Source organism: Labilibaculum manganireducens (assembly GCF_963665805.2).
Lineage (GTDB): Bacteria > Bacteroidota > Bacteroidia > Bacteroidales > Marinifilaceae > Labilibaculum > Labilibaculum manganireducens.
On sequence record NZ_CAXXEE010000003.1, the window covers coordinates 3,425,220 to 3,449,203 of the forward strand.

Genomic DNA, 23,984 nt, shown 5'->3' on the forward strand with positions numbered 1-23,984 from the left:
TCAGTAATCACCTTGTATTTTCCCTGATCTTATTCAACAGTTCTTCTCTCTTAAAAGGCTTTGCGATGTAATCGTTGCAACCAACATTCAAAGCCTTCTTTTTTTCGTTTCCAATGGCAAAAGCAGTTTGAGCAATAATGGGAATTTTATTGTGAAGCCCCCGAATTATCTTAACAGCTTCGTAACCATTTAAAACCGGCATTTTAATATCCATCAAAATCAATCCTAAATTTGCGTTCTTCCGACAAATATCCACTGCTTCCTGTCCATTTTTTGCTCTTAAAAAATCGATTCCCGCATCGTTTAATATTCTTGATATATAAAGAAAATTATATTCTTCATCTTCTGCAACAAGTACACAGCCAGGCCTTAAAACACTATTCAAATCTGCTTTTTCCTCTACTGTAGGTTTCTGAACAACGAAATCACCAGGAATTGTAAAATAGAATTTGGAACCAATTCCAAGATTGGATTCTACCCAAATATCCCCACCCAATAAATTCACATTACCCCTGCAAATGGCTAAACCTAAGCCTGCTCCACCAATCGTTTTTGTTGTTTCAATCTCTGCCCTGTGAAAACGATCAAAAATTTTCTCATGATATTCCGGAGCAATCCCAATTCCTGAATCCTTTACATAAAACAGCAATCGATCTTCCTTCGTCTCACACCCCAATTCAACCTCTCCTTTTGGGGTATACTTTATTGCATTACTAATGAGATTATCCAGAATTTGTCCCAACTTTACTCTGTCGGAAAAAACAATGTGATCTGAACCGGAAAGAGTATTATTTAACCGAAGAGAAATATTTTTCCTTAAAATTGTTCCGTGAACTGAATAAATCTGTTCCAAAAATTCATTAAGATTAAACTGAGTTTTATTAATGATCACATTTCCCGAATCTATTAGTGAAACATCCAATACATCATTAACTACATTAAGCAATTGATCCGAACTTTTAGTAATAATATCAAGGTACATTTCCTTTTGATCTTTGGTCAGATCATTTTCTTTTAGAAGGCCTGCAAAACCAACAATCCCATTCATAGGTGTTCTTATTTCATGCGATATGTTCTGCAAAAAAGCAGTTTTCAACTGATCGCTCTCTCTGGCTTTCTTTTCTGCATTTCGAATTTTAATCAAATGCTTCTTTAGTAAGAAGTAAAACAAAATTCCAGTCACCAAAACATAAAACCAACCTTTATAAGTTTGTATTTCTGTCAGATAATTGGGATCAGAGATTATCTTTTTCGCTAATTGATCAGAGAATGTGATCCATAATCCTCCTATCAATAAGTATGAAATAAGAATTTTATATTCAAATTTTACTTTTACCATATCTAGTCTTCCTAATATCTGAAATGCCAACAATAGTACGCAGGCAAAACATTAAAGTTGAGCTTTTTGCAAAAAAAACAACAAGATCAATTGCAATTCTTTTTTTAGCTTATCAGTTTATTTCGTTATCATTTTTTCCCACTACGGTAAATTTCTTGTACAAAGTGTTGCCATGATTGTCAACCAAACTAAGCAGATGCTCTCCTTCATCCGGACTTAATTCCATCTGATGCAGATGAACCGTTGCCCCAATAAATTCACCATCCAAGTGCCAAAAAACTTCAGCTTCCGGATCGTGATGAGCCATCTCGAAAACAACTTTCCCACGAATTCCATCCAAATCGATGGGAACAAAAATCTGATCGTTTCCTTTCGGATAAATCAGCTCCATCACTTCATGATTCCGGGCTCCGGAACAATCATCCCGAAAGGGGGGCAAAGGTCGGTACAACGCATTTCTTTTTTTATAGTACCATTCCATTGCCGGCGGCAAAACAAACCAGTTTACATGTTGCATATTAGTCACTTTCTCGCATTCAGAATTCACCTGATACCTCTTGCCTGCATCCAAATGTACAAGTCTGTGATAAGGACAGGAATTGGTCTTCAAACCTGTCTCACAAACCAACATTGTATCAACAGTCTCGCACCACCTTCCTGCTCTGTATCCACTTTGCCTGCATACAGGAATCTCTTCCATCTCCTCAAACGGAATATCAAACCAAGAACCTGAAGGAAGTAAATTAAATACATCGAACATGACAGGCGCTGCTGAACTTACACCTGTTAAGCCCGGCCGGCCTTCTCCATCAGCGTTGCCAACCCAAACCCCAACTACAAAATCAGGTGTAGTCCCAATTGCCCAGGCATCGCGAAAACCAAAACTGGTTCCGGTTTTCCAGGCCACTTTACGTGATGAAGAAAAAGATTTCCACCCATTTTCACCATCCGGTCTGTTGACTTCCAGCAAGGCTTCAAATGTTTGATAAACGGAAGCAGCACTTAGTCTTGATTGGATTTCAGGATTCCCTTTTTTTACAGAATCCTGAAGTCGGTAAACTGGTTCGCGAATATCATTCGGATAATAAGTTTTATTGTATTGATTGTAATGATTTAAGCTTCTTGCCAGTCCGGAATACATCCCGCATAAATCCCACAATGTGCCTTCTGCCCCTCCCAAAATTAAAGACAATCCATAATGTCCGGCCGGACGATTAAGCGTACTCATTCCCAATATCTTCAATAGGTGGTGAAACCGCTCTACACCGTAATTGCGAAGCATACGAACTGCAGGCACATTTAAAGACCGTGACAGCGCCTTTTGAGCAGGAACGGCACCATCGTAGCGAAGATTAAAATTCTTAGGCGAGTATCCTGCTATCTGAGTTGGAATATCAGGAATGAGCGTATTGGGAAGAATTTCTCCGCTATTCAGCATACCGGCAAATAAAAATGGCTTTAAAACACTACCTGTACTTCTCGCAGCACGAATAACATCTACCTGATTTCCATGATTTTCCTCATCCAATTTATCGGTATTTCCAACATAAGCTATGCTTTGACCGGTTTCCACATCTAAAACCAAAACAGCCATATTGTGAATTTGATTGGCCTCTAAATTCCGCTGATATTTTCGAACCAACTCATTTACCTGCAATTGAAGCCGATAGTTTAAAGAACTTGTAATTCGTTCGCCTGTATGTTCAACATTTGCCTGATCCAATAAATGAGGAGCCAACATTGGCAATGAATGAATTTTAGAAGGTATTTCTTCTAATTTTGCCAATTTACAAGTGATGGAATCAATAACTCCTCTTTCCACCAACCGATCCAAAAGGCGATTGCGTTTATCATGAAGTTTCCTGCTGTTTCTTCCCGGATAAATTAATGAGGGAGCATTTGGCAATACTGCTAAAGCAGCAGCTTCTGCCCATGATAAATCTTTGGCATTTCGTGCAAAAAAACGCCACGAAGCAGCTTCCAATCCAACTACATTTCCTCCAAATGGAGCATGAGATGCGTACAAGGCAAGAATCTCCTTTTTAGAATATCCCAACTCTAAGCGAATCGATTTTATCATCTCAACCAGTTTCTGATAGAGGTTTCTGCTCTTGCCTTTGCGGGAAATACGAACCAACTGCATGCTTAACGTACTTCCGCCGCTCACCACATGGCCAGCCTTTATATTTTGAATTAAAGCTCGTCCTAACGAAACCGGATTCACTCCCGGATGGTAATAAAAATACTGATCCTCGAATGCCAAAAGCGATTGCTCAAACTTGTCCGGTATTTGTTCCGATTCCGGAAACCGCCATTGTCCGTCAGCAGCAATTCTGGCTCCAAGTAACTTTCCTTCTCTGCTATAAAGAATAGTTGATGTGGGATCGTGAAATAATTTTGATGGCAGAGAAAACCAGAAACTTACGCACAACAGCAAAAATGCCAACATTAAAATGCGGCATTTTTTAGATTGGCAATATTTTATTTTTGGTATTTTCATTTACTAAAAGAAAGCTTCCTTTTTGAATTTATTATTTTCCATTTAAAAAAACGCTGTCAGGTCTTTCAGACTCTGACTGACCTGTTGTAATTGTTTGAAACCTGACGGAGTCCTTGGACCCGTCAGAGTTTAACGACTAATGAAAATGATTAGGCATTAAACACCATGCATAAACCTCGGCAATAGAATTAAGATACTTTTCAAAGAGTTCAAGGAATCTCTCATAATCACCTTCTTCAGAAAATAAATCGCAAGAATTTATCCCACGATTATAAATATGATAATAATTTCCTGACTCTACCGGCTCCATACCTTCTCATTTATTACCCAAATAACTCTGACAGGTGCTTCGCACTCTGTCAGGTTAACCTTTATATTTTACTTTACAACTTCGACCCATTGACCCGGATTGCGGGCATGAATACGATCATCGTACATAGCTTCACAATTTACTGTTGGCAGGTAATATTTTCCAACGTAAGCGGCATTCATAGTAATCGAGAAGGTTTTGCTCTTGTTTCTATCCAAGTCAAAATAAGTATACACACGATCGTCACGAATATCCTGATAAGTGGGAACATCAGATTTTACAAGTTCATCAACATCTCCGAAACGAGTATTAACAATCTCCCAACCCGATGGGAATATCTGAGTCAAAGCCATTTGCTCATAATTGTCCATCACACCCGGGTTTTCAATCCGAACTTCTACTTTAAAATCAGTTCCCTGATGCAGGTTTTTCACATCAATCGGATTTCCCTGCATATCTTTGTAAGAAATCTTCATTTTCAGATTCTCCTCGGCAGAGGTCTGGTCACCCGTTGCAGGAATTCCACTCATACTTACCCGTGCATAAAGAACTCCATCGGATAGGTTGTTGACTTTTACACTTGGTTTTCCTGTTTTTAAATCCAAAGGAATTTGAATAAGCGGATTATTGCTCTTTAATTCCTGCATTTCACCACCATTTAGGGAATAGGAAATATTCAATTGCTTTGATTCTCCACGCCCTGCAAATTCTGCCATCCCAATTAAACAAAAGGCGGTTGTTTGTGTACTCATCCAGGACTTACTTGATAATTCTGCTGATAATTTCTGTACCAAAGGAAAAGCCTTAGTTTTTTTATCAAGCAAACTTAAAGTTTCCAGAATCATCGCTCTGTCACGGGTATCAGACCCAAAAGAACCTGAATTTTCACGATAAGCTTCCACTTCCGTTCCCAGATTTTCAATCAGATTCTCTGCAACTTCTGTTTGTCCTATTAAACGATAAGCTGCCGCCAATCTCCATTTTGCAGCTGATGAAAGTTTTGTTTGTTCTCTCATTCTGTTCATTGAAGCCAAATCAGGCGTTTCAGCTTCGGCAAGAGTATATAAGCGGTATGCCTGCAGTAAATCATGACGGGAATAGTAAACACCACCGCGGTAAGAAGAATTCTCCCAGCTTTTAGCTGCAGATTTTTGATATCGTAACCAGGCAGATTTCAAGCCAATTGGTAAAGTATAGCCCATCTCCTGAGCCTTCAGCATAAAATGCCCTGCATAACTGGTTCCCCAATCACTTTCATAATCTCCTCCCGGCCAGTAACTGAATCCGCCGTTTGGCATTTGAAAACTCAACAAGCGATTCAATCCTGCCTGAACATTTTTAGAAATCCGGGCTTTTTGTTCTGAATCCAGAGTCACTACCTTATCTAAAAATAACTGAGGAAAAACCGACGAAGTTGTTTGTTCAATGCATCCATGAGGATATCCGATAAGGTATTCTAAACGACGGCCAAAATCGATAGGTGGAATATTCGACAATTCCAAAATCCCTTTGTTGGTTCCTTCCATTCCGGGTAGTTTCAATATATTAGCCCAGCTTTCACCTGCTTTTAACAAAGTGTCACTAACATTTACCACACGTGGATTCGGATTACGCACATCCAATTCAATATCATATGTTGTTTTTACATTTCCACTTTCTGCAAAAACTTTTACTTTGGCAACCCCCAATTTAGAAACCACTTTCAAATCAAAATCAATTACCTGCTCTCCCGTTTTTTCAAAAACCACGCTCTTTTCAAGACCGCCTTCGCTGATAAGAAATTCATTGGGTTCAATTCTAACTTTTACGTTCTTAATTTTAGGGTCCATAGCAAAAACAGTAACTGGTAATTTTACTGATTCGGCAGGACCAACCACTCTAGGCAAGGTTGCCAGTATCATTAAAGGCTTGCGGACCTGAATCGTTTTCTCGGCAGAACCATAAGCTCCCTTATTTCCTGCAACTACCATAGTACGAACAGAGCCAACATAGTTAGGCATGGTAATTTTATGCAATTTACTATCACCGGCATGTAATGTGTAAGGGCCATAAAACATTACCACAGGTTTAAACCGATTTGCCTTGGCCTGCTTCTTTTCACCCAAATCTTCATCACCTCCAATGGCAAATGCTTTTTCCAATCTGGCACCAAATGCCCCCATCACCAAATCGTACATGTCCCAGGTTTTCACTCCAAGAGCTTCGCGGGCATAAAATGTATTCCAGGGATTTGGTGTTTTAAAGCGTGTTAAATCAAGTAAACCATCATCAACAACAGCTAAAGTATACGTCATTGCCTTTCCATCCTTCTCCGAAACTGTCACCTCAAATTCTTTCTCCGGCTCCAACACATCTGGCATTTTAATTTCCGGATTCAATCGGGTATTTGGATCTTCCACCAAAATTGGAATCACACCATACATCCGAATTGGCAAATCATTCTCGGTTTGAGCATGAGGCTGAACCAAACTTACACTAACATATGCATTGGGTGACATTTCCGAAGTTATCTCAAATGAAAACTCAGATTCATTGGTTTTTGTATCAATCCAAAATGCTTGTAAAACTTTTGCTCCGGTTTCGATACTTACCAAAGCCTTTCCTGATTTTGAAGAAGGAATTGTTACTGTAGCTTTTTCGCCAACGCTGTATTTGTCTTTATCAGAAGTAAAAGAAAGCATTGCGGCATTGCCTGGCATTCCTTCAGGAGTACGGCCATACCATTTCGAAAAATAAGCCGTTTCGCCGGTTGAATGTCCACTTACCGGATCAGTCACCCGAATTAAATAACGTCCGTAATCATTCCAATCGTTGTATTTTATATTCAGCTTAAATTTCGCTTTTCCACCTTTGGTGCTAACCCTTTGATGCGAAACAATCCGGGTTGATGAGCGGCTAATGTACGAAGCCAGATTTTCTTCTCCGGCATCCCACCACCAACGCCAGTCAATCTTGTAAACTTTCACCTCCAAATCTTTCCGGTCAACAGGAGCTCCGTCGGAATTTACTGTGGCAATTTGAATTTCATGATCTGTGTCCGTTAAATACCATCCTCTCTCCGATTCCGGCATTTTTACCCCAACAAATGACTGATAAGGAGCAAACTTCACTCTTTGCATATCAATACTAAAATCACCGCCTTTTTCAAATACACGGGTTATAAAATTGGCATTCAACATTCCGGGAGCAGATTTGTTTCCTTTTAAATCCAAATCCACAACTGCTTTTCCATTCTGATCTACTTTTCCATCAAAAATTACTTGTTCGTCGGCATAAAATTCTTTCGACGGATCATCAAAAATATAGCGGGGATATTTATCAAATGAGGTTTTAGCTGGAGTCAGCCGCAGGCTGATATTTGATTGTAAATCGCGGGCAATCGCTCCGTGCAGCCATTTAACATCCAGATTGGCTTTTTGATTCGCTGCCACAGATTTTAAAACTTCAGATTCAAATTCGAGCTTTATTTTTAACCTGTTTGGTTTAACTGTTTCTATTTTTATCGTTTTTGTAAAAGATGCACCTCCTACTTGTATTCTGGCAGACCAGGTTCCTGTTGGTGCATCAGCATCTGTTGAGCAGGTGAATGAATAAAATCCATTGGTTCCACCTGTGCTTATTTTATGAGTAACAGTTTGTCCCTGAGGATTTATCAACTCAAAAACAACCGGATGATTATCTGGTAACACATCATCAGAATCCTCTAAAACAAAAGTCAGGTATAAATTATCTCCCGGACGCCAAACACCGCGTTCTCCGTACAAATATCCTTTTATCCCCTTTTGAACTACTTGTCCGCCAACATCAAAATTACTAAGCGAAAGAGATGATCCATCATCCAAACGTAAATACCCCCGCTGAGTTCCTTTTTTTGCAACCAAAAGGAAAGGCTGCCTGTCCAACTGCACTTTAGCCAAACCATCTTTATCGGTTTTACTTCGGGCCATCAGCTGTTTTTGATAATTGTACACTTCCAGTTCAACATTAGCTTCCGGCTCTGCTGTAATCAGATTGGAAACTGCAAAAGTGATCGATTTATCAGTTCCCCCTTTTGCAATAATCCCCAAATCGGAAGCAAATAAATTCCGGCTAACAAACCGTTCTCCGTTATAATAGGATACATGACAAGGATTCTCTTCTTCTCTCCATGTGTATCCGGCAGGATAATAGTAAGACTCATACCATCCCGGCCGATCCCAATCCTGCATTTCTTCCTCCAGCTGTTGCTCTGCAACTATATCATCCAGACTATTTAACTGATCCCCGCTTTCCTGTTCTGCTCCGCAGGCATACAATGAATACTCTTTTCTAAAGCGCAATTCAATTCGGTAAATAGATCCTGGTTTCACATCAATGTAATTCGAAATATCCAAGGTGTATGCATTCCATTTACGAAGATCAACAGCACGATTGGTTCCCAAATCGATTCGTTTTTGCAAAATTAAACGGGCTACTCTTCGAATATTACCCGATTCGCCCATTCGGTTATCCTGCAAAAACTGATGTACATTGTTCTCGAATATTTCTACAACTCTCACATCAACAGCATTCAAACTAACAGCCTCGAATGGCAAAATCAATCCTTGCGATGAAGGAGAAATAACTCCTTTTCCGATTAACCGGACTGCAGGTTTAATGTCCTCAAAAGTGAGTTCCATCTTAGTGCTTTTCATCAAAGCGTATTCCATTGCATTTCTAATTCCTTCTTCAAAACTTACTGTTTTGATTCCAGATAACCGATAGCCGGGATAAGCTCTGACTTCATTTCCTTCTACAATAAATTTCAAAGAAGATACTCCGTCAATACGAATTAAACCATCCAGATTTTGATTCTTTTTCAGTGGATCAGAAAAACGAACCGACACATATTGCTCTGGTTGCTGAATCACCTTTGCATTCATCACTTTAAAAACATTTAATGCAGGAATCTCAATTTCTTTCTCCCCTTTTTCATCCACTCCAATGGCTGCCCCGTTCCACACCAAATTCAATTCTCCTTTGTCCTCTTCTCTTTTCAAGCTATCCACAACAAAATGATGCTGTTTTCCATCAGCAGAATGCATCCACTCAATATTTTTTTTCTGAGAATTAATTGTGGCAGCCAAAACCGATTCAATCTCATCATCAACAATTACATCAGCAGTTGTGATGTATCCTTTGTATTTCTGATAAAGCATATCTGTTTTATCGTAAGATTGCAGTCCTTCTCCAGTAAAGGCAAAACTTTGTTTTATGGTTTGAAAATTGAATTTCAGATCGGCATATTTCGCAGGAACCTCCATCAATTTCGATAGCTTCACATTCACTTTATATTCTTTTCCCGATTCCATTCTGATTTCTGGTCGGAATTCAATACAACGAGGATCTTTCCAATATGCTTTTCCTTTTACCGAAGGAGCAATACTCACAATCCCCTCTTCCAATTCCTGACCAGATTCAATCTTTTGATCGTAATCATTTACCAGTCTTATTTGAATCACCGACTCGGCAGAAACAACTCCGGAAGTAAAAGCCGAAATATATTGTCCAAAACCAGGATCAACTTTTTGTTTTACACTCTGTTTGTCTTTACAGGAAAACGTCGCAAGGATCAATATTGACAACGAAATCAGGAGGTAGAATTTTTTTCTCATTTTGTAAATTATGCGGATTAATTAAATCAGCATAATATTAAGGATAAGAAATGATTTATCAAAGTTTACAAACGATCATAATCCATACTATTTTTCAATAATAACCGAATTAAAAAAAAGCCGAAAAGGATTTCCTCTTCGGCTTTGCATATATTTTAGAATTAACTTCTATTCCGGTTTCTTACTCAGCTCGTTTCTTGGACGCAGAATTGCCACGTCTCCATTCTTTATTTCCTGAATATGACGGTTTCGAAGAATTTGGCGTTCTCGAAGAACCTGAAGACTTTGAAGAATTCGATGATCTCGAACTGGACGATCTGGATGAATTTGATGGTTTTGAAGATTTAGATGACCTAGGCTGTTGCCTTCTTCTATCCGACTTCACTTCCTCTACAGCATTATCCTCTACTCCACCCGGAAGAAAAGGATGATCCTTAACCACGTCAATATCTTGTCTTATTAACTTCTGGATATCTTTAAGATATGGTTTTTCTTCTGTATCACAGAATGAAATTGCATTGCCGCTCGCACTTGCACGACCTGTTCGTCCGATACGGTGAACATACGTTTCAGGAATATTTGGCAAATCGTAATTTACAACCAAAGACAATTCCGATACATCAATCCCTCTGGCTGCAATATCTGTTGCAACAAGTACCTTTGTACTTCCATTTTTAAAATTGCTTAAAGCAAGCTGTCTGGCATTTTGAGATTTATTCCCATGAATTGCTTCGGCCGGAATACCAGCCTTTTGCAAGCCCTTAACTACCTTATCAGCACCGTGCTTTGTTCTCGAAAACACCAAAGTAGAATCAGTTTCTTCGGTTTTTAAAAGAAAAATCAGCAATTTTGGCTTTGCTTTTTTACTCACATAATAAAGCGATTGCCCTACTTTTTCGGCTGTAGTCTGCTCCGGCTTTACCGTTACTCTATCAGGATTACCTAAAATTTTACCAGCCAAGCTTACGATGCTTGCCGGCATGGTTGCAGAAAAAAACAAGGATTGTCTTCTTTTTGGCAAAAGATCAATAATTCGACGAATGTCATGAATGAACCCCATGTCAAGCATCTGGTCTGCCTCATCCAAAACAAAATACTTAATGTCTCTTAATGAAATATACCCTTGCTGTATTAAATCCAGCAATCGACCCGGAGTGGCAACCAACACATCAACACCTCGGTTTAAAGCCTGTGTTTGTGCGCCTTGTTTCACTCCCCCAAAAATAACTGTATTCAGAATTCCTGTATACTTTCCGTACTCTGAAAAACTATCCTTAATCTGAATAGCCAATTCGCGGGTTGGAGTTACCACCAAAGCCTTAATTTTGCGACGACCTTTTTCTGGTGTTGCATCATTGTAAATATGCTGTAAAATTGGAATTGCAAATGCTGCAGTTTTACCCGTTCCTGTTTGTGCACAACCTAATAAATCTCTTTTGCGAAGTAAAATGGGTATTGATTTTTCTTGAATTGGAGTGGGATGTGTATAACCTTTTTCCCCAATCGCTTTAAGAATGGGATCTATAATCTCTAATTTGTCAAATGTCATAAATGTACTTAAAATTGAACCGCAAAGATAGTCTAATAGTTTGGATTAACAGCAAGCAGAGTAAAATAGCTGATTATCAACGAAATTAAATATCAATTATTCGTTTTTATTTTACTGATACTAAAACAAATCTAGGTTGCTGCAATCTATATTTTTAACATTCTAAACCATTCCATGATTTATATGACTCGTTAGATTTGATCTAAGTAACAAAGGTTTTCTTCAAATAGTTTTAATGCAACGATCCTTCCTCAAATTAAAAATTATTTTTCTCAGGCAACCTTTTGAAATGAATCTGCATTATTAAGTTTGTAGGAAACAATTATGATCTCTACTTGTGAAAAAATTAATAAAAGCTCTTAAAAATAAAAACCCAAAAGCTCAGGAACAGCTATTCAAACAGTATGCTGATTACTTGTATCGTATTTGCTATCGATATCTAAACAATCGAGACTTATGTCAAGACGTACTTTCCCAGAGTTTTTTAAGCATTTTTAATAGCATTGGAAAGACCAACATTCAAGAAGAGAATCTACTAAAGGCCTGGATGAAAAAGATCGTGATTAATCAATCTCTCATGGAAATAAGAAAGAACATTCGGTTTTCGGACACTTTAGAATTGATTGAAGATATAGAAGAATCAGAACTAACAAGTGATGAAAAATTACTGGAAGACGATTTAATACAGATGGTATTGAATCTGCCTGATGGTTACCGAACTGTTTTCAGCCTGTACGCAATTGAAGGCTATAAACATGAAGAGATTGCACAAAAGCTTAACATTGCCGTTGGAACATCAAAATCGCAATTGAGCAAGGCTAGAAAATTATTAAAGGAAATGATTTCAAAAACAGAGGTGAGATATGAAGCAATCCGTTGAGAAACAAATAAAGAATGCATTCGAATCTTGGGATAATAAAAATAATTTCGTTGGTTTCGACAAAACTGCTCTGTGGAGTTCCATACAAATGCCCCACAAAAACAAGACCTTTGCCTGGTTTAGGGTTGCATCGATTGCTATTATCCTAATCTTAATGGGGGGTTTGAGCTATTCTTACCGAGTAAATCAATGCTTACAAATAAGCCAAGATCAATTAAGAATTGAATTGAATCAGGCAAAAGCACGTATACCTCAAGTTGCACAAAAAGAAGTTGAGACAAAGATCATTTATAAAACACAGATCAAAACAGTTGAATCAGAACAGGCAAAAACAGCCTTGACTAATCTATCTGAAAAACTGGAAAGTATTACTTCTAACAACACAGTCTTAATAAAACAATTAAACGAACAGCAACTTGTAAACAATTCGTTAAATGACAGCATTATTAGTCTGAAAAATTATTTAGACGAAACGAACAAATGGTATGCTCAACAATTAAAAAACAGTGAAAATAAAAACCAAGTAAAAGGGCTATCGATTGATATTAATGAAGAAGCTTTAATGGCTTTATCTAAAAACAATTCAAAACTTAAAACCACAACAAAGAATCCAAACAGGAAGTTTAAAATCACATTTAAAAATAACTCACGTGAATCTGAAACATCGGCATCATTGTTTAAAGACCTCACGATGAAATAATCATAAACTCGGTTCATTCACTTCTTAAAAGAAAACACATGACAAATAAAATCATACTACTTAGCGGACTTCTATTTCTATTTTCGATAAAGATATTTGCTGCCAATGAAAACAAATTTCATTCTGATACCATTCGCATGCAGATGCCCAATGAAACCACCATTGAAAGCAGAAGCACTTATGATGGCAAACATGATTTGGCAGGGAATCTAGAAATCAAAGATCTTCTAAATGTTTTCCTTACACGCTGGGCTGTTTTAAACATTGCAGAACTAGAAGCGAACAAAGCCATTCTTATTAAATGTTCTACAATAAAGGAGTATGATAAAGATATCCTACACACAATCACAATAGAAGAGATTGCCTCAACCATGAGCATTTCTTTTCCTACAGATACGGCTATTGCATTGGTAATAAAAGGCAACAATAAACTTGAATTAAACTCGAAAGTTGCCATTTATTTTAACACGATGAAGCAATTAGAAGAACTTACAAAATATGACTTCTCGCAAATTCTAAAAAATACAGACCAACAATTAATAAAGAAAAGTGATTGGTACCTTAAAGCTTCTCCTTTTGTTGCTTGGGTAAAAGTAAACGAAGACAATTCCGCAAAACTGCTTCACCAAATAAATACGATGGCAACTACAAACGATCAAATTATTCTGAGTGCAGGCACTTCTCTTGAAAATGTTAAAGGAACTTGGAATGGTAGTTTTTATACCCGTATGACAGTACAACTAGGGAACAAAAACTTAGCCAAACAGGCTTTTTCTCTAGGCTATGAATGGATGTACGATTTCTCATCAGGTAAAGAAAACATCAATCATTGGGTAGATTTGGGGTATCAACGTAATTTTTCTAAAAATCCGAATAAAGGAGACTGGTACGGGTTAAATTTAGGGTATTTAGCTAAACAAAATGGAGATTTATTTGAAAAAGACTCTTTTCGCTTGGGTATAGAAAAGAAAGTAACCGAAAATATAAGTATTGTTCCTCAAATCTATTTTAACGATTTTTTCAAGAATCCGTATCCTGGTTTTAAAATCAAGATTCACTTGTAGGCTATAAGAACACATAAATTAGCTAAGTTATTTTAAATCTATAATTTCAAGAGATGGCTCTTCGTTTGATGAGCCATTTCCGAACCCTTGATCCCCAAAATCATACAAATTCGAATCAGAACAAATGAACAAATTATATTTTATCATACTGGTTGCAATAAGCGTATCTAGTTGCCAATCTATCAAAATTACCGAAAGTACTGACTACTCAACTTATTTAAAAAATGATAAGATGATCATCACAAAAGATAGTCTTCTACACACAAAAGAGTTGATAAAAAAGTATCATCCCAATCCATTTAATTCAATATCCGAAGCTAAATTTGATTCCTTAATAGATGAAATCTCTAAATCTTTTCCGACTGATTTTATTCCCGAGACAGAATACATCTACCAGTATCGAAAAGCTTTTGATAAAATCACTAATGGAGATCCTCATTTTCTAATATTGCCTCAACTAAGAAGATATCCAGAGTACAAACTCAAGGGCAAACACATTAGAGTTTGGCCATTTAAAATGCTATGTATCAATGATACTCTTATAATAGACCAATCAATCTCTCCCGAATTACAAAAAGGAGATCAAATTATTTCTATCAATGAAAGATCTGCAAAAGAGATTGTGAAATACACCTATCATCATCGTTTTCTCGATTCTCCTTTTACACAAGCCCAGAATCATTTTTGCTTTGCGCCAAACTACAAGATTCAATTCCTAAGAAAAGGCCAAAAACACAAAATTAAGATACCCGGAGTTCCTTTGAACAAGTATAATTTTAAAGAAAAATACTATCCAGAAACAATCTATAGCGATTACGAAACAGGCTATTTTGGCATTAAGAACTTCGACAACAACAAATTCATGATTAAACAGCTGGCAAAATTCATAACAAAAGTTCAATCCAAAGGTTATACTAATATCATTATTGATGTTAGAGATAATCCGGGAGGAAATGGAGATCGTTTTGATGAATTAATATCCCTTTTTACCGACAAGGATAGCATCGGCTACCAAAGCGGATCACAAGTTATGGTCTCAAAAGCAACACTTGATTATGGCTTTTCTGAAGACTCAATTGGAAAAGTTTGCAACATGCCCGAAGCAGATATTATAAAATCTTGTCCTCTGGATAAATCAAAGTATGCTGGAAAAATGAATTATTATGTGTTGGTAAGTGAATATACTGCTTCGATGGCATCAACCTTTGCCAATATCATGCAGTACAATAAATTTGCCACATTAGTAGGAGAACCATTGGCTCATAATGCTCTTAGATATGGAGAGATTACAACTTCTGCCTTTAATAATTCCTTACTTGTTATTTCTACTGTAGAAATAGACGAATACAGTAATCAAAAAAATGGCATTATTATGCCTGATGTGTTTATTCCATATAAAGCTGAAGAATATAAAAACGGTGGCGATCCTGTTTTGGAAAAATGTTTGGAATATATCACCCCAAATAAATCTTTAAGTTACAAGTAACCTCAAATGTATACAAAACAAAATCCCCCTTGAGTTGTTGTACTCTCGGGGGATTTATTATTTTATTTTGCTTCTATTTCTTCGAAGAATCGGATGAAGGAGAAGCCTTTTTCTTAATATGTATCAGTTCCATTTTGCGGATTCGTGCGCGAATGGCTCCCTTGGTACGTTTTAATTTAATAGCCATTTCACCAACAGGAACACCATCAAAAAACAGATTAATCAATTCATCATCATCCTTTCTTGACCAAGGATTATAGGCCTGCTTATTTTCTTTTTTAATCTTCTTGATGGCATCGAAATCGTCCTGATCCATGGTTTTAAATTGTTTGATGTTATTGTCTTTAGCACAAAGATAGTCAGAAGAATCTATTTTGAAGAGAAAGAGCCACCAAATGAAATGAATTCACTCAATGGCTCTTGATTTATTTAAAACCGATAAAACAATCAGTTTACTTCTTTTGAAGCATCTTTAACAGCATTTCAGCTACAAGTGCTGATGATGCCGGATTCTGACCGGTAATTAAATTACCATCCTGAACGGCATAAGCAGCCCAATTATCACCTTTGCTGTAAATACCTCCGTTTTCCTTCAACATGTCTTCTACCAAAAAAGGAACAACCTTAGTCAACTGAACAGCTTCCTCTTCTTCATTGGTAAATCCGGTCACTTTTTTGCCTTTCACCAGGAATTCACCTTGTGCATTTTTCACATGCCGCAAGGCTGCCGGTGCATGGCAAACAAAGGCAATTGGTTTCTTAGCCGCATTAAAATCCTCAATCAATTTTGCAGAAGTTGCATCTTCCGCCAAATCCCAAAGAGGACCATGTCCGCCAGGATAGAATACAGCATCGTAATCTTCAAAATTGATATCTGCCAAAGCAATGGTTTCATTAATCTTTTTCTGAACTGCCGCATCTTCGTTAAAACGCTTGGTATCTTCGGTCGCATTCTGCGGCAAATCCGAAGTTGGATCGATTGGTGCAGCACCTCCCTTTGGAGTTGCAATTGTTATATCAACCCCCTGATCAACTAATGTATAGTAAGGATTGGCAAATTCTTCTACCCAAAATCCTGTTTTGTGACCTGTATCTCCCATTTGAGAATGAGAAGTCAGCACGAATAATATTTTCAAAGCTCCTGTTGTTATCGTCATATCTATTAAATTTAAACCTGTTTATTTTTCTTAAAATTATATTTTCACAATCATTTTTCCCTTGTTCTTTCCTTCGAAAAGATCAAGAAAAGCCTGCGGCGTATTTGCAAATCCTTCAACAATTGTTTCGGTAGATTTTAATTTTCCTTCCTGCAGCCATTTTGCCAATTGAGGAATTGCTTCTCCCCATTTTTCCATATAATTGGATACTACAAATCCTTGCATCAGTACCGAATTCTTAATCAGTATGGGCTGAACTCTGGGTCCCATTGGTACGCTGGTCGCATTATACATCGAAATTGCTCCGCAAACAATGATTCGTGCAAAACGATTCAAATTCATCATCACACCATCTGAAATTTCTCCGCCTACATTATCGAAATAAACATCTACTCCATTAGGACAAGCTTCTGCAATTGCCTGACTCATGTTCCCGGCTGTATTGTAATTAATTGCAGCATCGAAACCAGATTCAGAAACCAGTTGTTCCACTTTCTCGTCGCTGCCGGCAATCCCAATCACGCGACAGCCCTTCAACTTTGCAATTTGTCCCACAATGCTTCCCACAGCACCTGCAGCTCCCGAAACTACAACGGTCTCTCCTGCTTTAGGCCTGCCAATTTCCAACAATCCGAAATAAGCAGTTAAACCTGTCATTCCCAACACACCTAAGTAAGAAGATAATGGAGCTTTCTTTGCATCTACCTTTAACAAGCCTTCGCCTTTAGATACCTGAACCTCTTTCCATTCCAGTAAGCCTGATACAAAATCACCTTTACTGAAGCCAGTCAATTTTGATTCAACAACTTCAGCAATCATACCCGAGCTAATTGCTTTCTTTAACTCGAATGGCTCGATATACGATTTACCTTCCATCATTCTTCCCCTTAAGTAGGGATCAACAGAAATATGTGTTGCTTTTAAAAGTATTTCTCCTTCTGCAATTTGTGGCTGTTCTTCAGTCACAAATTTAAAATCGGATAATTTTGGTACGCCTACCGGTCTGCTTTTTAATTGTATTGTTTGCATCTTATTTTGTTTTTTATATTAATGAATGTTCATTCTCTTTCGAGGATAAAAAAAGCCTTACCTATGAACTCTACAGATAAGCACCAATCTCTTGTATTTTGTCTGATTCAATTATTTTATAATCTGGTTTTGCCTGCGCCAAAGCGTGTAATGCATTTGCAATTGTCTCTGCCTCAATTGCCCGGTATTTTTTCCATTTCCCCACTAAAAACGGACTTAGCATTTTTATGATAATCGATCCAATTTTTTCACCCAATCGATCTTCATCTCTTTTCCCGTTAATTAAAGAAGGCCTTAAAATATAGGTATTTGCAATCTCCTGACTTAAAACAGCCTGCTCCATTTCTCCTTTTGTTTTGTTGTAGAAGATATTGCTCCCGGTATCTGCACCTAAGGCTGAAATTACAAGGAAACTTTTAATTCCATTTGCCTTAGCAAAACTTGCAGCTGTCGCAGGAATACCAAAATCAATCTTCCTGTAAATGGTTTTATCCTTCGTTTTCTTAGCAGTAGTTCCAATGCAGCAAAATACTTCATCGCCGGTGAAATCCTTCTTAAATTCTTCTAAACTAAGCAGGTCTCCAATAAACTCTTTTAACTTGGGATGAACCAAATCTAAACCTCGGCGGGTAAAAATTTTCACTCTCGTATAGGCTTCATCTTCCAAAAGCCGGTTCAACAGAAGCTTCCCTGTTAATCCGCTTGCTCCTAATATGATTGCTGTCTTTCCCATAAGTGTATTATATTCGAATGCTATCCCAGGCGGACTGAAATGCCTGTTCCAAACTTTCTTGATTTATCTGGTAAAGGCCGCGTTTTTGCATATTCATTAAAAAGGCCAATGGATTGATGGCATAAGCATAGAGAATATATGGCGAAACATCTTTAATGATACCTTCCTTCTGTCCCTTTTCCCATAAATCCAGCAAGGGCTGTAAATGCTTCAACCCTTCCTGTACGCTGACCTCATCGATCATCGTTGTGTTATCGCACTGCGATAAAAACCATGCTTCCTCAACCTGTTTCAACTTATAATCAGCAATATTGTACCAGATAAATTCAAAGGCTTTTTTTACGGGCATATTTTCAGAATAATCTTTAAATGCCTGCTTGGTATATGATATTTTCAGTTCCAGATACAACTGATTGATCAGATCCTGTTTGTTTTCGAAATAAATGTAAATAGTTGCCGGTGACACATTGGCCATCTTGGCTATTTTAGACATTGGAGCATCATGAAAGCCGTTATTATTCACCAAATTCAAGGTAGCTTTTAACAAAGCATTCCGTTTCTCCTTACTTTTTTCTCTGATTGCCATATTGGAAATTCTGATTTGATAGTCTTTTTTGATTTTGATGAAACAAATATAAAATAAATAATCCGCAAAGTGAATGAACGTTCACTAATTTTAACATTTAAAATATAAAAACCCGGTATCAGAGGATTTCAGAAGCATTCTATGCAGGAAAATTAATATACAGAATAAAAAGAAGCTTGTAATCTCCACTTCTAAGACTAAACAAGGAAAACAACAGGCAATTAGTTTGTATCGGAGTAGGTGTAATGCCCAATAATCGGAAACTCAAATAAACAATCCCCAATTACCTGACCAGCGCCAATGTTGTGCACTATTAAGAAGCGTTTGCCATCTCTGGATTTTTTATTAATTACGATACCAATATGTGTTATAGCGCCGCCTAAATTCCAGCAAACAATATCGCCCGGAGAATAATCAATGGACTTTTGACTTAATAGTTTCTCCTGTCCGTTTCGCTCAAAAAATTTCATCAGGTTGGGTACTCTTCGGTGATCAATATTGGTATCGGCATGTTTCAAACCCCAAATTGCCGGATACAAACTAAAATTAGCTTTCATATCCTCATGAACCTCTTTCTGCAAATCGATTCCCAATTTTCGGTAAGCACGAATTACAACATCAGTGCAAACGCCTCTATCGGCAGGAATATCTCCGTTGGGATAAGCTATTGAAAAGTAAGAAGCATCGTAGATTACTCTCTGTTCGGTTAACTTTATTGCTTCATCTGATAAGCGCTCCGAAAAAATTTGCGCCTTACATGTAATTGAGAGAAGACAAAAAATCAGTACATAAAAAAGTAGTCTCATTTGTGAATGTATCAGGTTTCTATTTCGGGACTGCCGGCCGGCAACTAATTTTACATTATAACCAGACCGCCGCAGATCAATGAAATATTGCATGCAGGCTTATACCTCTTTGCCAATTAAATAAACCGTGTAAGCCAGATAACTTACCAAAAGAAGAGCCGCTTCCCATCTGTCCAGCTTCTTCTTTACTCCTGTAAACATGGCAATAAATAAAAATATTGTGCCGCCTGCCAAAATATAAAGATCGATATTGAACAAAGGTTTAAATTCGATGGGTCTGATAAAAGAACTGACAGACAGAATTAAGAAAATGTTGAAAATATTTGAACCGATAATATTCCCTATCGCAATATCATTATTCTTACGCAGCACAGCCACAACCGAGGTTACCAGTTCGGGTAATGATGTTCCGACAGCAACAATTGTTAATCCTATAATCTTTTCACTTACCCCCATGCCTGAGGCTACTTCAACAGCATTATCCACAACCAGTTTACCTCCCATAATCAATCCTGAGAAACCAATGAGAATAAGACTCCATATTTTAAGAACTGACATTGGTATTATTTCGATTTCGGGCACAAGAGTTTCTGTTTTTAATTGTTTGTAAACGTAAAACAGGAAAAGCCCAAACATCACAAGTAGTACAAGTCCATCCACCCGCGTAAGCACCGCAGTATCCTGAAAAAAACTATTGCAAAGCAGATATAAAATTACAACCGCAAAAAGAGAGAGCGGAAGCTCCTTCCAAACAGTATTCGACTGAACAACAATTGGAGAAATAAGTCCTACAATTCCCAAAATAATGAACAAATTAAAATTGTTGCTTCCAATTACATTACCAAACACAATATCGGAATACCCGTGAAATGAGGCGAACGAATTCACTACCAATTCGGGTGCCGACGTTCCAAAAGCGACAATGGTAAGGCCAATAGCGATATTCGAAATATTATTCTTTTTAGCCAATGCTGAAGACCCGCTAACCATCCAGTCAGCCCCTTTAATCAGCAATACAAAACCCAGTAAAATTAATAGAATTGATACAATCATATTTTTAACTAGTAAACTAAGACCATTCCTTTTTACAATTCACTTCTCATTATTCTCGTTCGAAGGTATCATTTTTTCAATATCCAAATGTATTTCCTACGGGAATATTTTCCGGCTCCTTACTTTATACAATCATGTATGCGCTGCGCGGTATATTTCAATCTTATAATATCATAAGTTCATACAAAGACAGCACGTCCTAAGCAAATTTAAATCACCGGAACATGCTGTCTGTTATCATTTTCATCCCTTACTCTTTCTCAGGAGACATGTACTTATATACCAACCCGGCCAAAATTGCACCTGCAATAGGAGCCAGCCAGAACAACCACAATTGATCCAAAGCCCAATCGCCAACAAAAAGTGCCTGACTTGTGCTTCGCGCCGGATTCACAGATGTATTTGTTACCGGTATGCTGATTAAATGAATCAGAGTCAACCCCAGACCAATTGCCAATCCGGCAAAACCAGCCGGTGCTTTTGAGTGTGTTGCTCCTAAAATAATCAGTAAAAACATAAAAGTCATTACCACTTCGCTCACCAAAGCTGCCAGCATGCCATATCCACCAGGCGAGTGCTCGCCATATCCGTTCGCAGCAAAACCTCCCATATCAAAACCAGCTTTACCACTTGCAATCAAATACAAGATTCCTGCACCTGCAATTCCTCCCAATACCTGAGCCACAATATAAGGCCCCAGATCTTTCAGTTCAAAACGTCCGCCAGCCCAAAGACCGATAGAAACAGCCGGATTCAGGTGACAACCAGAAATATGCCCAATTGCATAGACCATAGTAAGAACAGTTAATCCAAAAGCAATTGCCACACCAACAAATCCAATTCCCAATTCGGGATATGCGGCCGCCAAAACAGCACTTCCACATCCACCCAGAACCAACCATAGGGTTCCTATAAATTCTGCGACTAATTTTTTCATGCGTTCATATTTTTAAGGTTTAAAGTAAAATAAACAAGGTTTGATTGTAAACAGATACTTTTCATCTTACCGAACAATAAATATAATAAATTCCTTTTTATGGCTATGTATTTATCAGTGGATTCTAATAATTGACCAAGCAAGTTCCTAATTACAAATTTACAGGCATAGAATTCGGACTGGCTTTTTCTAAACAAAGAGATAACTTCGAAATCGATTGTATCTGATTAATATAGACCACATACTGTTTCAGTATTTTTTATTATTAGAATAATTCCAAATAAATTATACTTTTGTAGGCTTAATTTAAAATAAACAAGATTTATGACCTGCTACTCAACTTTATTGTTAAGAGTACTAACTCTGTTTTTATTATTTTCATTTTCTAAAAGTTCTTATTCCAAAGAAATAACTCTGAGTAATAATGTTTTAACAACAAAAAAAATAAGTATTTCAATTGATAGAATTGGTGGCCTGGAGAATCATATTCATCCTTTAAATAGTACGATGCTCATCACTAAGGATAAATGGAATCATCAATATTTTATGAATCCGGAACCATGGTCAGCAATCAACAGTAATTCTGTATGTTCGTTACAAATTGAGTTTGAAATTTCAAATTCTCAGTTGAAAAATAAAATCGGCTCCGATCTTCCCTATCTGCATATATCTGATGTTCTATTGAAACTAGACAATAACAAGGTTGAAGATATCAGAAGACATAAACTATACTATTATGCAGATAATGCTTGGATCGAGAGCAAGTACATTCATAATCATAAAATCGCTCAGAAGAATATTAGAGTATTAATAAGTATCCCAATAGTAAATTCAGAATTAGAAACTATAATCAAGAGCAATTACAATTCGATAAACAAAGTCAGAGTTTTGTTTGATAACGATGAAAAATACATTGATTGGGTTCTTGATGAGAATAATGAAATATTAAAGGAACTGAATAAAATTGCACGAATTGATTATAATGAGAGGATAAAAGAATTACGAAGAAGCCGAATACTCAAAGATTTTTAATCGTATTAAAACATCAATAACTAAAAGATCGTTATACAAACGATCTTTTTTTGTTTAAATACTCACGCGCATAATGCCTTGTACTTTATTGCTCCTGTAAATTTACAATTGGCTGGTATTCTCAATCCATATTTCCTTCAAAATGAAATTAAAAACTCTAAACTCAGCCGGGGCTGAAACAACTGCGCTACATTAAAGCAACATAATTTTCAGATAAACATTGGAGGAATCTCAAAATTATTGCTAAATTCAAGCTGTTTTTTTAGATATAAAACCTCATATTCTACCATACAATGTCAGATCAATCAGATTTAGAAATCCTCATGGATGAAATCAATGCCATAGAAAATAAAAACATAAAGCATTGCGACATGCCATTCGAAATTTACATCTATGAAGCCGAACGGCTGCACACACGTGCAACAGAAGATCTGTCGAAACTTTCTGCCGTAAATATGCCGGTCGGTTTAATCGATAAACTGCATGTCCGCACCAAGGCACTGAGCCGTGCACAGTTAAACTGGGTTGAACTGACAGGTGAAAAAAAACAGGCAATGACCAACTTGAAAACCGAAACCCCCACCTTGTTAAAACTGCGCAAATACCTGATTGACAACATGCAGTTTGCTTTTAGAAATGATAAAGATCTGCTGAAAAAAATCAGAGATATTAAAAAAGGCAATTCGCTGGCCAGTATCATTTTCGATTTGGCTTTATTGGCCCGACTGGGAAAAAGTAATGTTGAAGCCCTGCAAGCCATCAACTTCGATTTAAGTCTGTGCGATAAAGCCACCGAAGAATATGAACGAATAAGTAATTTACTGGCTATAAAAGACAGCAAAATGTACATTCCCGACGAGATGCTGCTAATCCGAAACAAGGCCTTCACTCTACTTAAACAAGTGGTTGATGAAATCCGACGCTATGGTAAATTTGTTTTTCGGGATAAGTCCGGGATCGTAAAGGCTTACCAAAGTGAACACCACTGCAAACGCAATGCTGAATACTATAACAACAAGAAAAACAACAGCTCTCAGAGTTAAATGAATACTTACCATACAAAAAAAGTCTGATCTTATTCCATTTTCATACATCCAGCCTAATAATTATTTGCTAACGCTTACTAATTAGATTTCTCTGCTGAGAATATTATGTGTTCATTTTATTAAATAACATCATCAGATGAATAA

The 23,984-nt window shown here is 37.2% G+C and carries 18 protein-coding genes; 6 read left to right on the top strand and 12 right to left on the bottom strand.

Going from position 1 to position 23,984, the window contains the following annotated elements; all coding sequences use genetic code 11:
- Positions 1-7: 7 nt before the first annotated feature.
- The 4 genes from ACHZAX_RS13300 to ACHZAX_RS13315 all read right to left on the bottom strand — a co-directional run bounded on the left by ACHZAX_RS13300 (position 8) and on the right by ACHZAX_RS13315 (position 11,331).
- Positions 8-1,339, bottom strand: a complete 1,332-nt coding sequence (locus ACHZAX_RS13300) for a hybrid sensor histidine kinase/response regulator (RefSeq protein WP_101309015.1) — start codon at positions 1,337-1,339, stop codon at positions 8-10.
- A 112-nt stretch (positions 1,340-1,451) separates the two neighbouring features.
- Complete coding sequence (gene pbpC / locus ACHZAX_RS13305; RefSeq protein ID WP_218973028.1) at positions 1,452-3,788, bottom strand: penicillin-binding protein 1C; 2,337 nt, start codon at positions 3,786-3,788, stop codon at positions 1,452-1,454.
- Positions 3,789-4,217: 429 nt separating this feature from the next.
- Complete coding sequence (locus tag ACHZAX_RS13310) at positions 4,218-9,782, bottom strand: alpha-2-macroglobulin family protein (protein WP_320019463.1); 5,565 nt, start codon at positions 9,780-9,782, stop codon at positions 4,218-4,220.
- A 181-nt stretch (positions 9,783-9,963) separates the two neighbouring features.
- A complete protein-coding gene (locus ACHZAX_RS13315) occupies positions 9,964-11,331 on the bottom strand; it encodes a DEAD/DEAH box helicase (RefSeq protein ID WP_320019464.1) in 1,368 nt (455 codons plus the stop codon).
- 337 nt (positions 11,332-11,668) lie between these two features.
- Here ACHZAX_RS13315 and ACHZAX_RS13320 point away from each other — a divergent pair, with 337 nt between their 5' ends.
- From ACHZAX_RS13320 to ACHZAX_RS13335, 4 genes are all read left to right on the top strand, one after another.
- Positions 11,669-12,211: an RNA polymerase sigma factor gene (locus ACHZAX_RS13320; RefSeq protein ID WP_101309019.1), complete on the top strand. Its 543-nt coding sequence runs from the start codon at positions 11,669-11,671 to the stop codon at positions 12,209-12,211.
- Between the two features lie 88 nt (positions 12,212-12,299).
- Positions 12,300-12,911: a hypothetical protein gene (locus tag ACHZAX_RS13325; RefSeq protein ID WP_320019465.1), complete on the top strand. Its 612-nt coding sequence runs from the start codon at positions 12,300-12,302 to the stop codon at positions 12,909-12,911.
- A 38-nt stretch (positions 12,912-12,949) separates the two neighbouring features.
- Positions 12,950-13,975, top strand: coding sequence for a hypothetical protein (locus ACHZAX_RS13330; protein WP_320019466.1), 1,026 nt, complete (start codon positions 12,950-12,952; stop codon positions 13,973-13,975).
- A 232-nt stretch (positions 13,976-14,207) separates the two neighbouring features.
- Positions 14,208-15,461, top strand: coding sequence for a S41 family peptidase (locus ACHZAX_RS13335; RefSeq protein ID WP_394698270.1), 1,254 nt, complete (start codon positions 14,208-14,210; stop codon positions 15,459-15,461).
- 73 nt (positions 15,462-15,534) lie between these two features.
- On the opposite strand, the gene ACHZAX_RS13340 is transcribed toward ACHZAX_RS13335, so the two are convergent.
- The 8 genes from ACHZAX_RS13340 to aqpZ all read right to left on the bottom strand — a co-directional run bounded on the left by ACHZAX_RS13340 (position 15,535) and on the right by aqpZ (position 21,762).
- Positions 15,535-15,777, bottom strand: a complete 243-nt coding sequence (locus tag ACHZAX_RS13340) for a hypothetical protein (protein WP_320019468.1) — start codon at positions 15,775-15,777, stop codon at positions 15,535-15,537.
- A 136-nt stretch (positions 15,778-15,913) separates the two neighbouring features.
- On the bottom strand, positions 15,914-16,618 hold the full coding sequence (locus ACHZAX_RS13345; RefSeq protein WP_320019469.1) for a type 1 glutamine amidotransferase domain-containing protein: 705 nt from the start codon (positions 16,616-16,618) through the stop codon (positions 15,914-15,916).
- A 36-nt stretch (positions 16,619-16,654) separates the two neighbouring features.
- Positions 16,655-17,647, bottom strand: coding sequence for an NADP-dependent oxidoreductase (locus ACHZAX_RS13350; RefSeq protein ID WP_320019470.1), 993 nt, complete (start codon positions 17,645-17,647; stop codon positions 16,655-16,657).
- A 70-nt stretch (positions 17,648-17,717) separates the two neighbouring features.
- A complete protein-coding gene (locus tag ACHZAX_RS13355) occupies positions 17,718-18,380 on the bottom strand; it encodes an NAD(P)H-binding protein (RefSeq protein WP_320019471.1) in 663 nt (220 codons plus the stop codon).
- Positions 18,381-18,387: 7 nt separating this feature from the next.
- Positions 18,388-18,966: a TetR/AcrR family transcriptional regulator gene (locus tag ACHZAX_RS13360; RefSeq protein ID WP_320019472.1), complete on the bottom strand. Its 579-nt coding sequence runs from the start codon at positions 18,964-18,966 to the stop codon at positions 18,388-18,390.
- A gap of 221 nt (positions 18,967-19,187) precedes the next feature.
- Positions 19,188-19,772 carry a DUF1287 domain-containing protein gene (locus ACHZAX_RS13365; protein WP_320019473.1) on the bottom strand — a complete coding sequence of 195 codons (585 nt, stop codon included), beginning with the start codon at positions 19,770-19,772 and terminating at the stop codon, positions 19,188-19,190.
- Between the two features lie 99 nt (positions 19,773-19,871).
- Positions 19,872-20,825 (bottom strand): calcium/sodium antiporter, encoded by a 954-nt coding sequence (locus ACHZAX_RS13370; RefSeq protein ID WP_320019474.1) that lies wholly within the window; start codon positions 20,823-20,825, stop codon positions 19,872-19,874.
- A gap of 250 nt (positions 20,826-21,075) precedes the next feature.
- The gene (gene aqpZ / locus ACHZAX_RS13375) at positions 21,076-21,762 is read right to left on the bottom strand and encodes an aquaporin Z (protein ID WP_101309029.1); all 687 of its coding nucleotides are present in this window, start codon (positions 21,760-21,762) and stop codon (positions 21,076-21,078) included.
- 324 nt (positions 21,763-22,086) lie between these two features.
- On the opposite strand from aqpZ, the gene ACHZAX_RS13380 reads away from it, so the two are divergent.
- Entirely contained in the window at positions 22,087-22,794 is a 708-nt protein-coding gene (locus ACHZAX_RS13380; protein WP_320019475.1) for a hypothetical protein, read from the top strand.
- Positions 22,795-23,087: 293 nt separating this feature from the next.
- The gene (locus ACHZAX_RS13385; RefSeq protein WP_320019476.1) at positions 23,088-23,837 is read left to right on the top strand and encodes a hypothetical protein; all 750 of its coding nucleotides are present in this window, start codon (positions 23,088-23,090) and stop codon (positions 23,835-23,837) included.
- Positions 23,838-23,984 lie beyond the last annotated feature (147 nt).

What these genes read in the sequence shown, in the direction of transcription:
- ACHZAX_RS13360 (WP_320019472.1), bottom strand. Translation starts at nt 18,966, where the DNA reads ATGGCAATCAGAGAAAAAAGTAAGGAGAAACGGAATGCTTTGTTAAAA.
- ACHZAX_RS13300 (WP_101309015.1), bottom strand. Translation starts at nt 1,339, where the DNA reads ATGGTAAAAGTAAAATTTGAATATAAAATTCTTATTTCATACTTATTG.
- ACHZAX_RS13385 (WP_320019476.1), top strand. Translation starts at nt 23,088, where the DNA reads ATGTCAGATCAATCAGATTTAGAAATCCTCATGGATGAAATCAATGCC.
- ACHZAX_RS13340 (WP_320019468.1), bottom strand. Translation starts at nt 15,777, where the DNA reads ATGGATCAGGACGATTTCGATGCCATCAAGAAGATTAAAAAAGAAAAT.
- ACHZAX_RS13370 (WP_320019474.1), bottom strand. Translation starts at nt 20,825, where the DNA reads ATGATTGTATCAATTCTATTAATTTTACTGGGTTTTGTATTGCTGATT.
- ACHZAX_RS13335 (WP_394698270.1), top strand. Translation starts at nt 14,208, where the DNA reads ATGATCATCACAAAAGATAGTCTTCTACACACAAAAGAGTTGATAAAA.
- ACHZAX_RS13355 (WP_320019471.1), bottom strand. Translation starts at nt 18,380, where the DNA reads ATGGGAAAGACAGCAATCATATTAGGAGCAAGCGGATTAACAGGGAAG.
- ACHZAX_RS13325 (WP_320019465.1), top strand. Translation starts at nt 12,300, where the DNA reads ATGCCCCACAAAAACAAGACCTTTGCCTGGTTTAGGGTTGCATCGATT.
- aqpZ (WP_101309029.1), bottom strand. Translation starts at nt 21,762, where the DNA reads ATGAAAAAATTAGTCGCAGAATTTATAGGAACCCTATGGTTGGTTCTG.
- ACHZAX_RS13310 (WP_320019463.1), bottom strand. Translation starts at nt 9,782, where the DNA reads ATGAGAAAAAAATTCTACCTCCTGATTTCGTTGTCAATATTGATCCTT.
- ACHZAX_RS13315 (WP_320019464.1), bottom strand. Translation starts at nt 11,331, where the DNA reads ATGACATTTGACAAATTAGAGATTATAGATCCCATTCTTAAAGCGATT.
- ACHZAX_RS13330 (WP_320019466.1), top strand. Translation starts at nt 12,950, where the DNA reads ATGACAAATAAAATCATACTACTTAGCGGACTTCTATTTCTATTTTCG.
- ACHZAX_RS13365 (WP_320019473.1), bottom strand. Translation starts at nt 19,772, where the DNA reads ATGAGACTACTTTTTTATGTACTGATTTTTTGTCTTCTCTCAATTACA.
- ACHZAX_RS13380 (WP_320019475.1), top strand. Translation starts at nt 22,087, where the DNA reads ATGACCTGCTACTCAACTTTATTGTTAAGAGTACTAACTCTGTTTTTA.
- pbpC (WP_218973028.1), bottom strand. Translation starts at nt 3,788, where the DNA reads ATGTTGGCATTTTTGCTGTTGTGCGTAAGTTTCTGGTTTTCTCTGCCA.
- ACHZAX_RS13350 (WP_320019470.1), bottom strand. Translation starts at nt 17,647, where the DNA reads ATGCAAACAATACAATTAAAAAGCAGACCGGTAGGCGTACCAAAATTA.
- ACHZAX_RS13345 (WP_320019469.1), bottom strand. Translation starts at nt 16,618, where the DNA reads ATGACGATAACAACAGGAGCTTTGAAAATATTATTCGTGCTGACTTCT.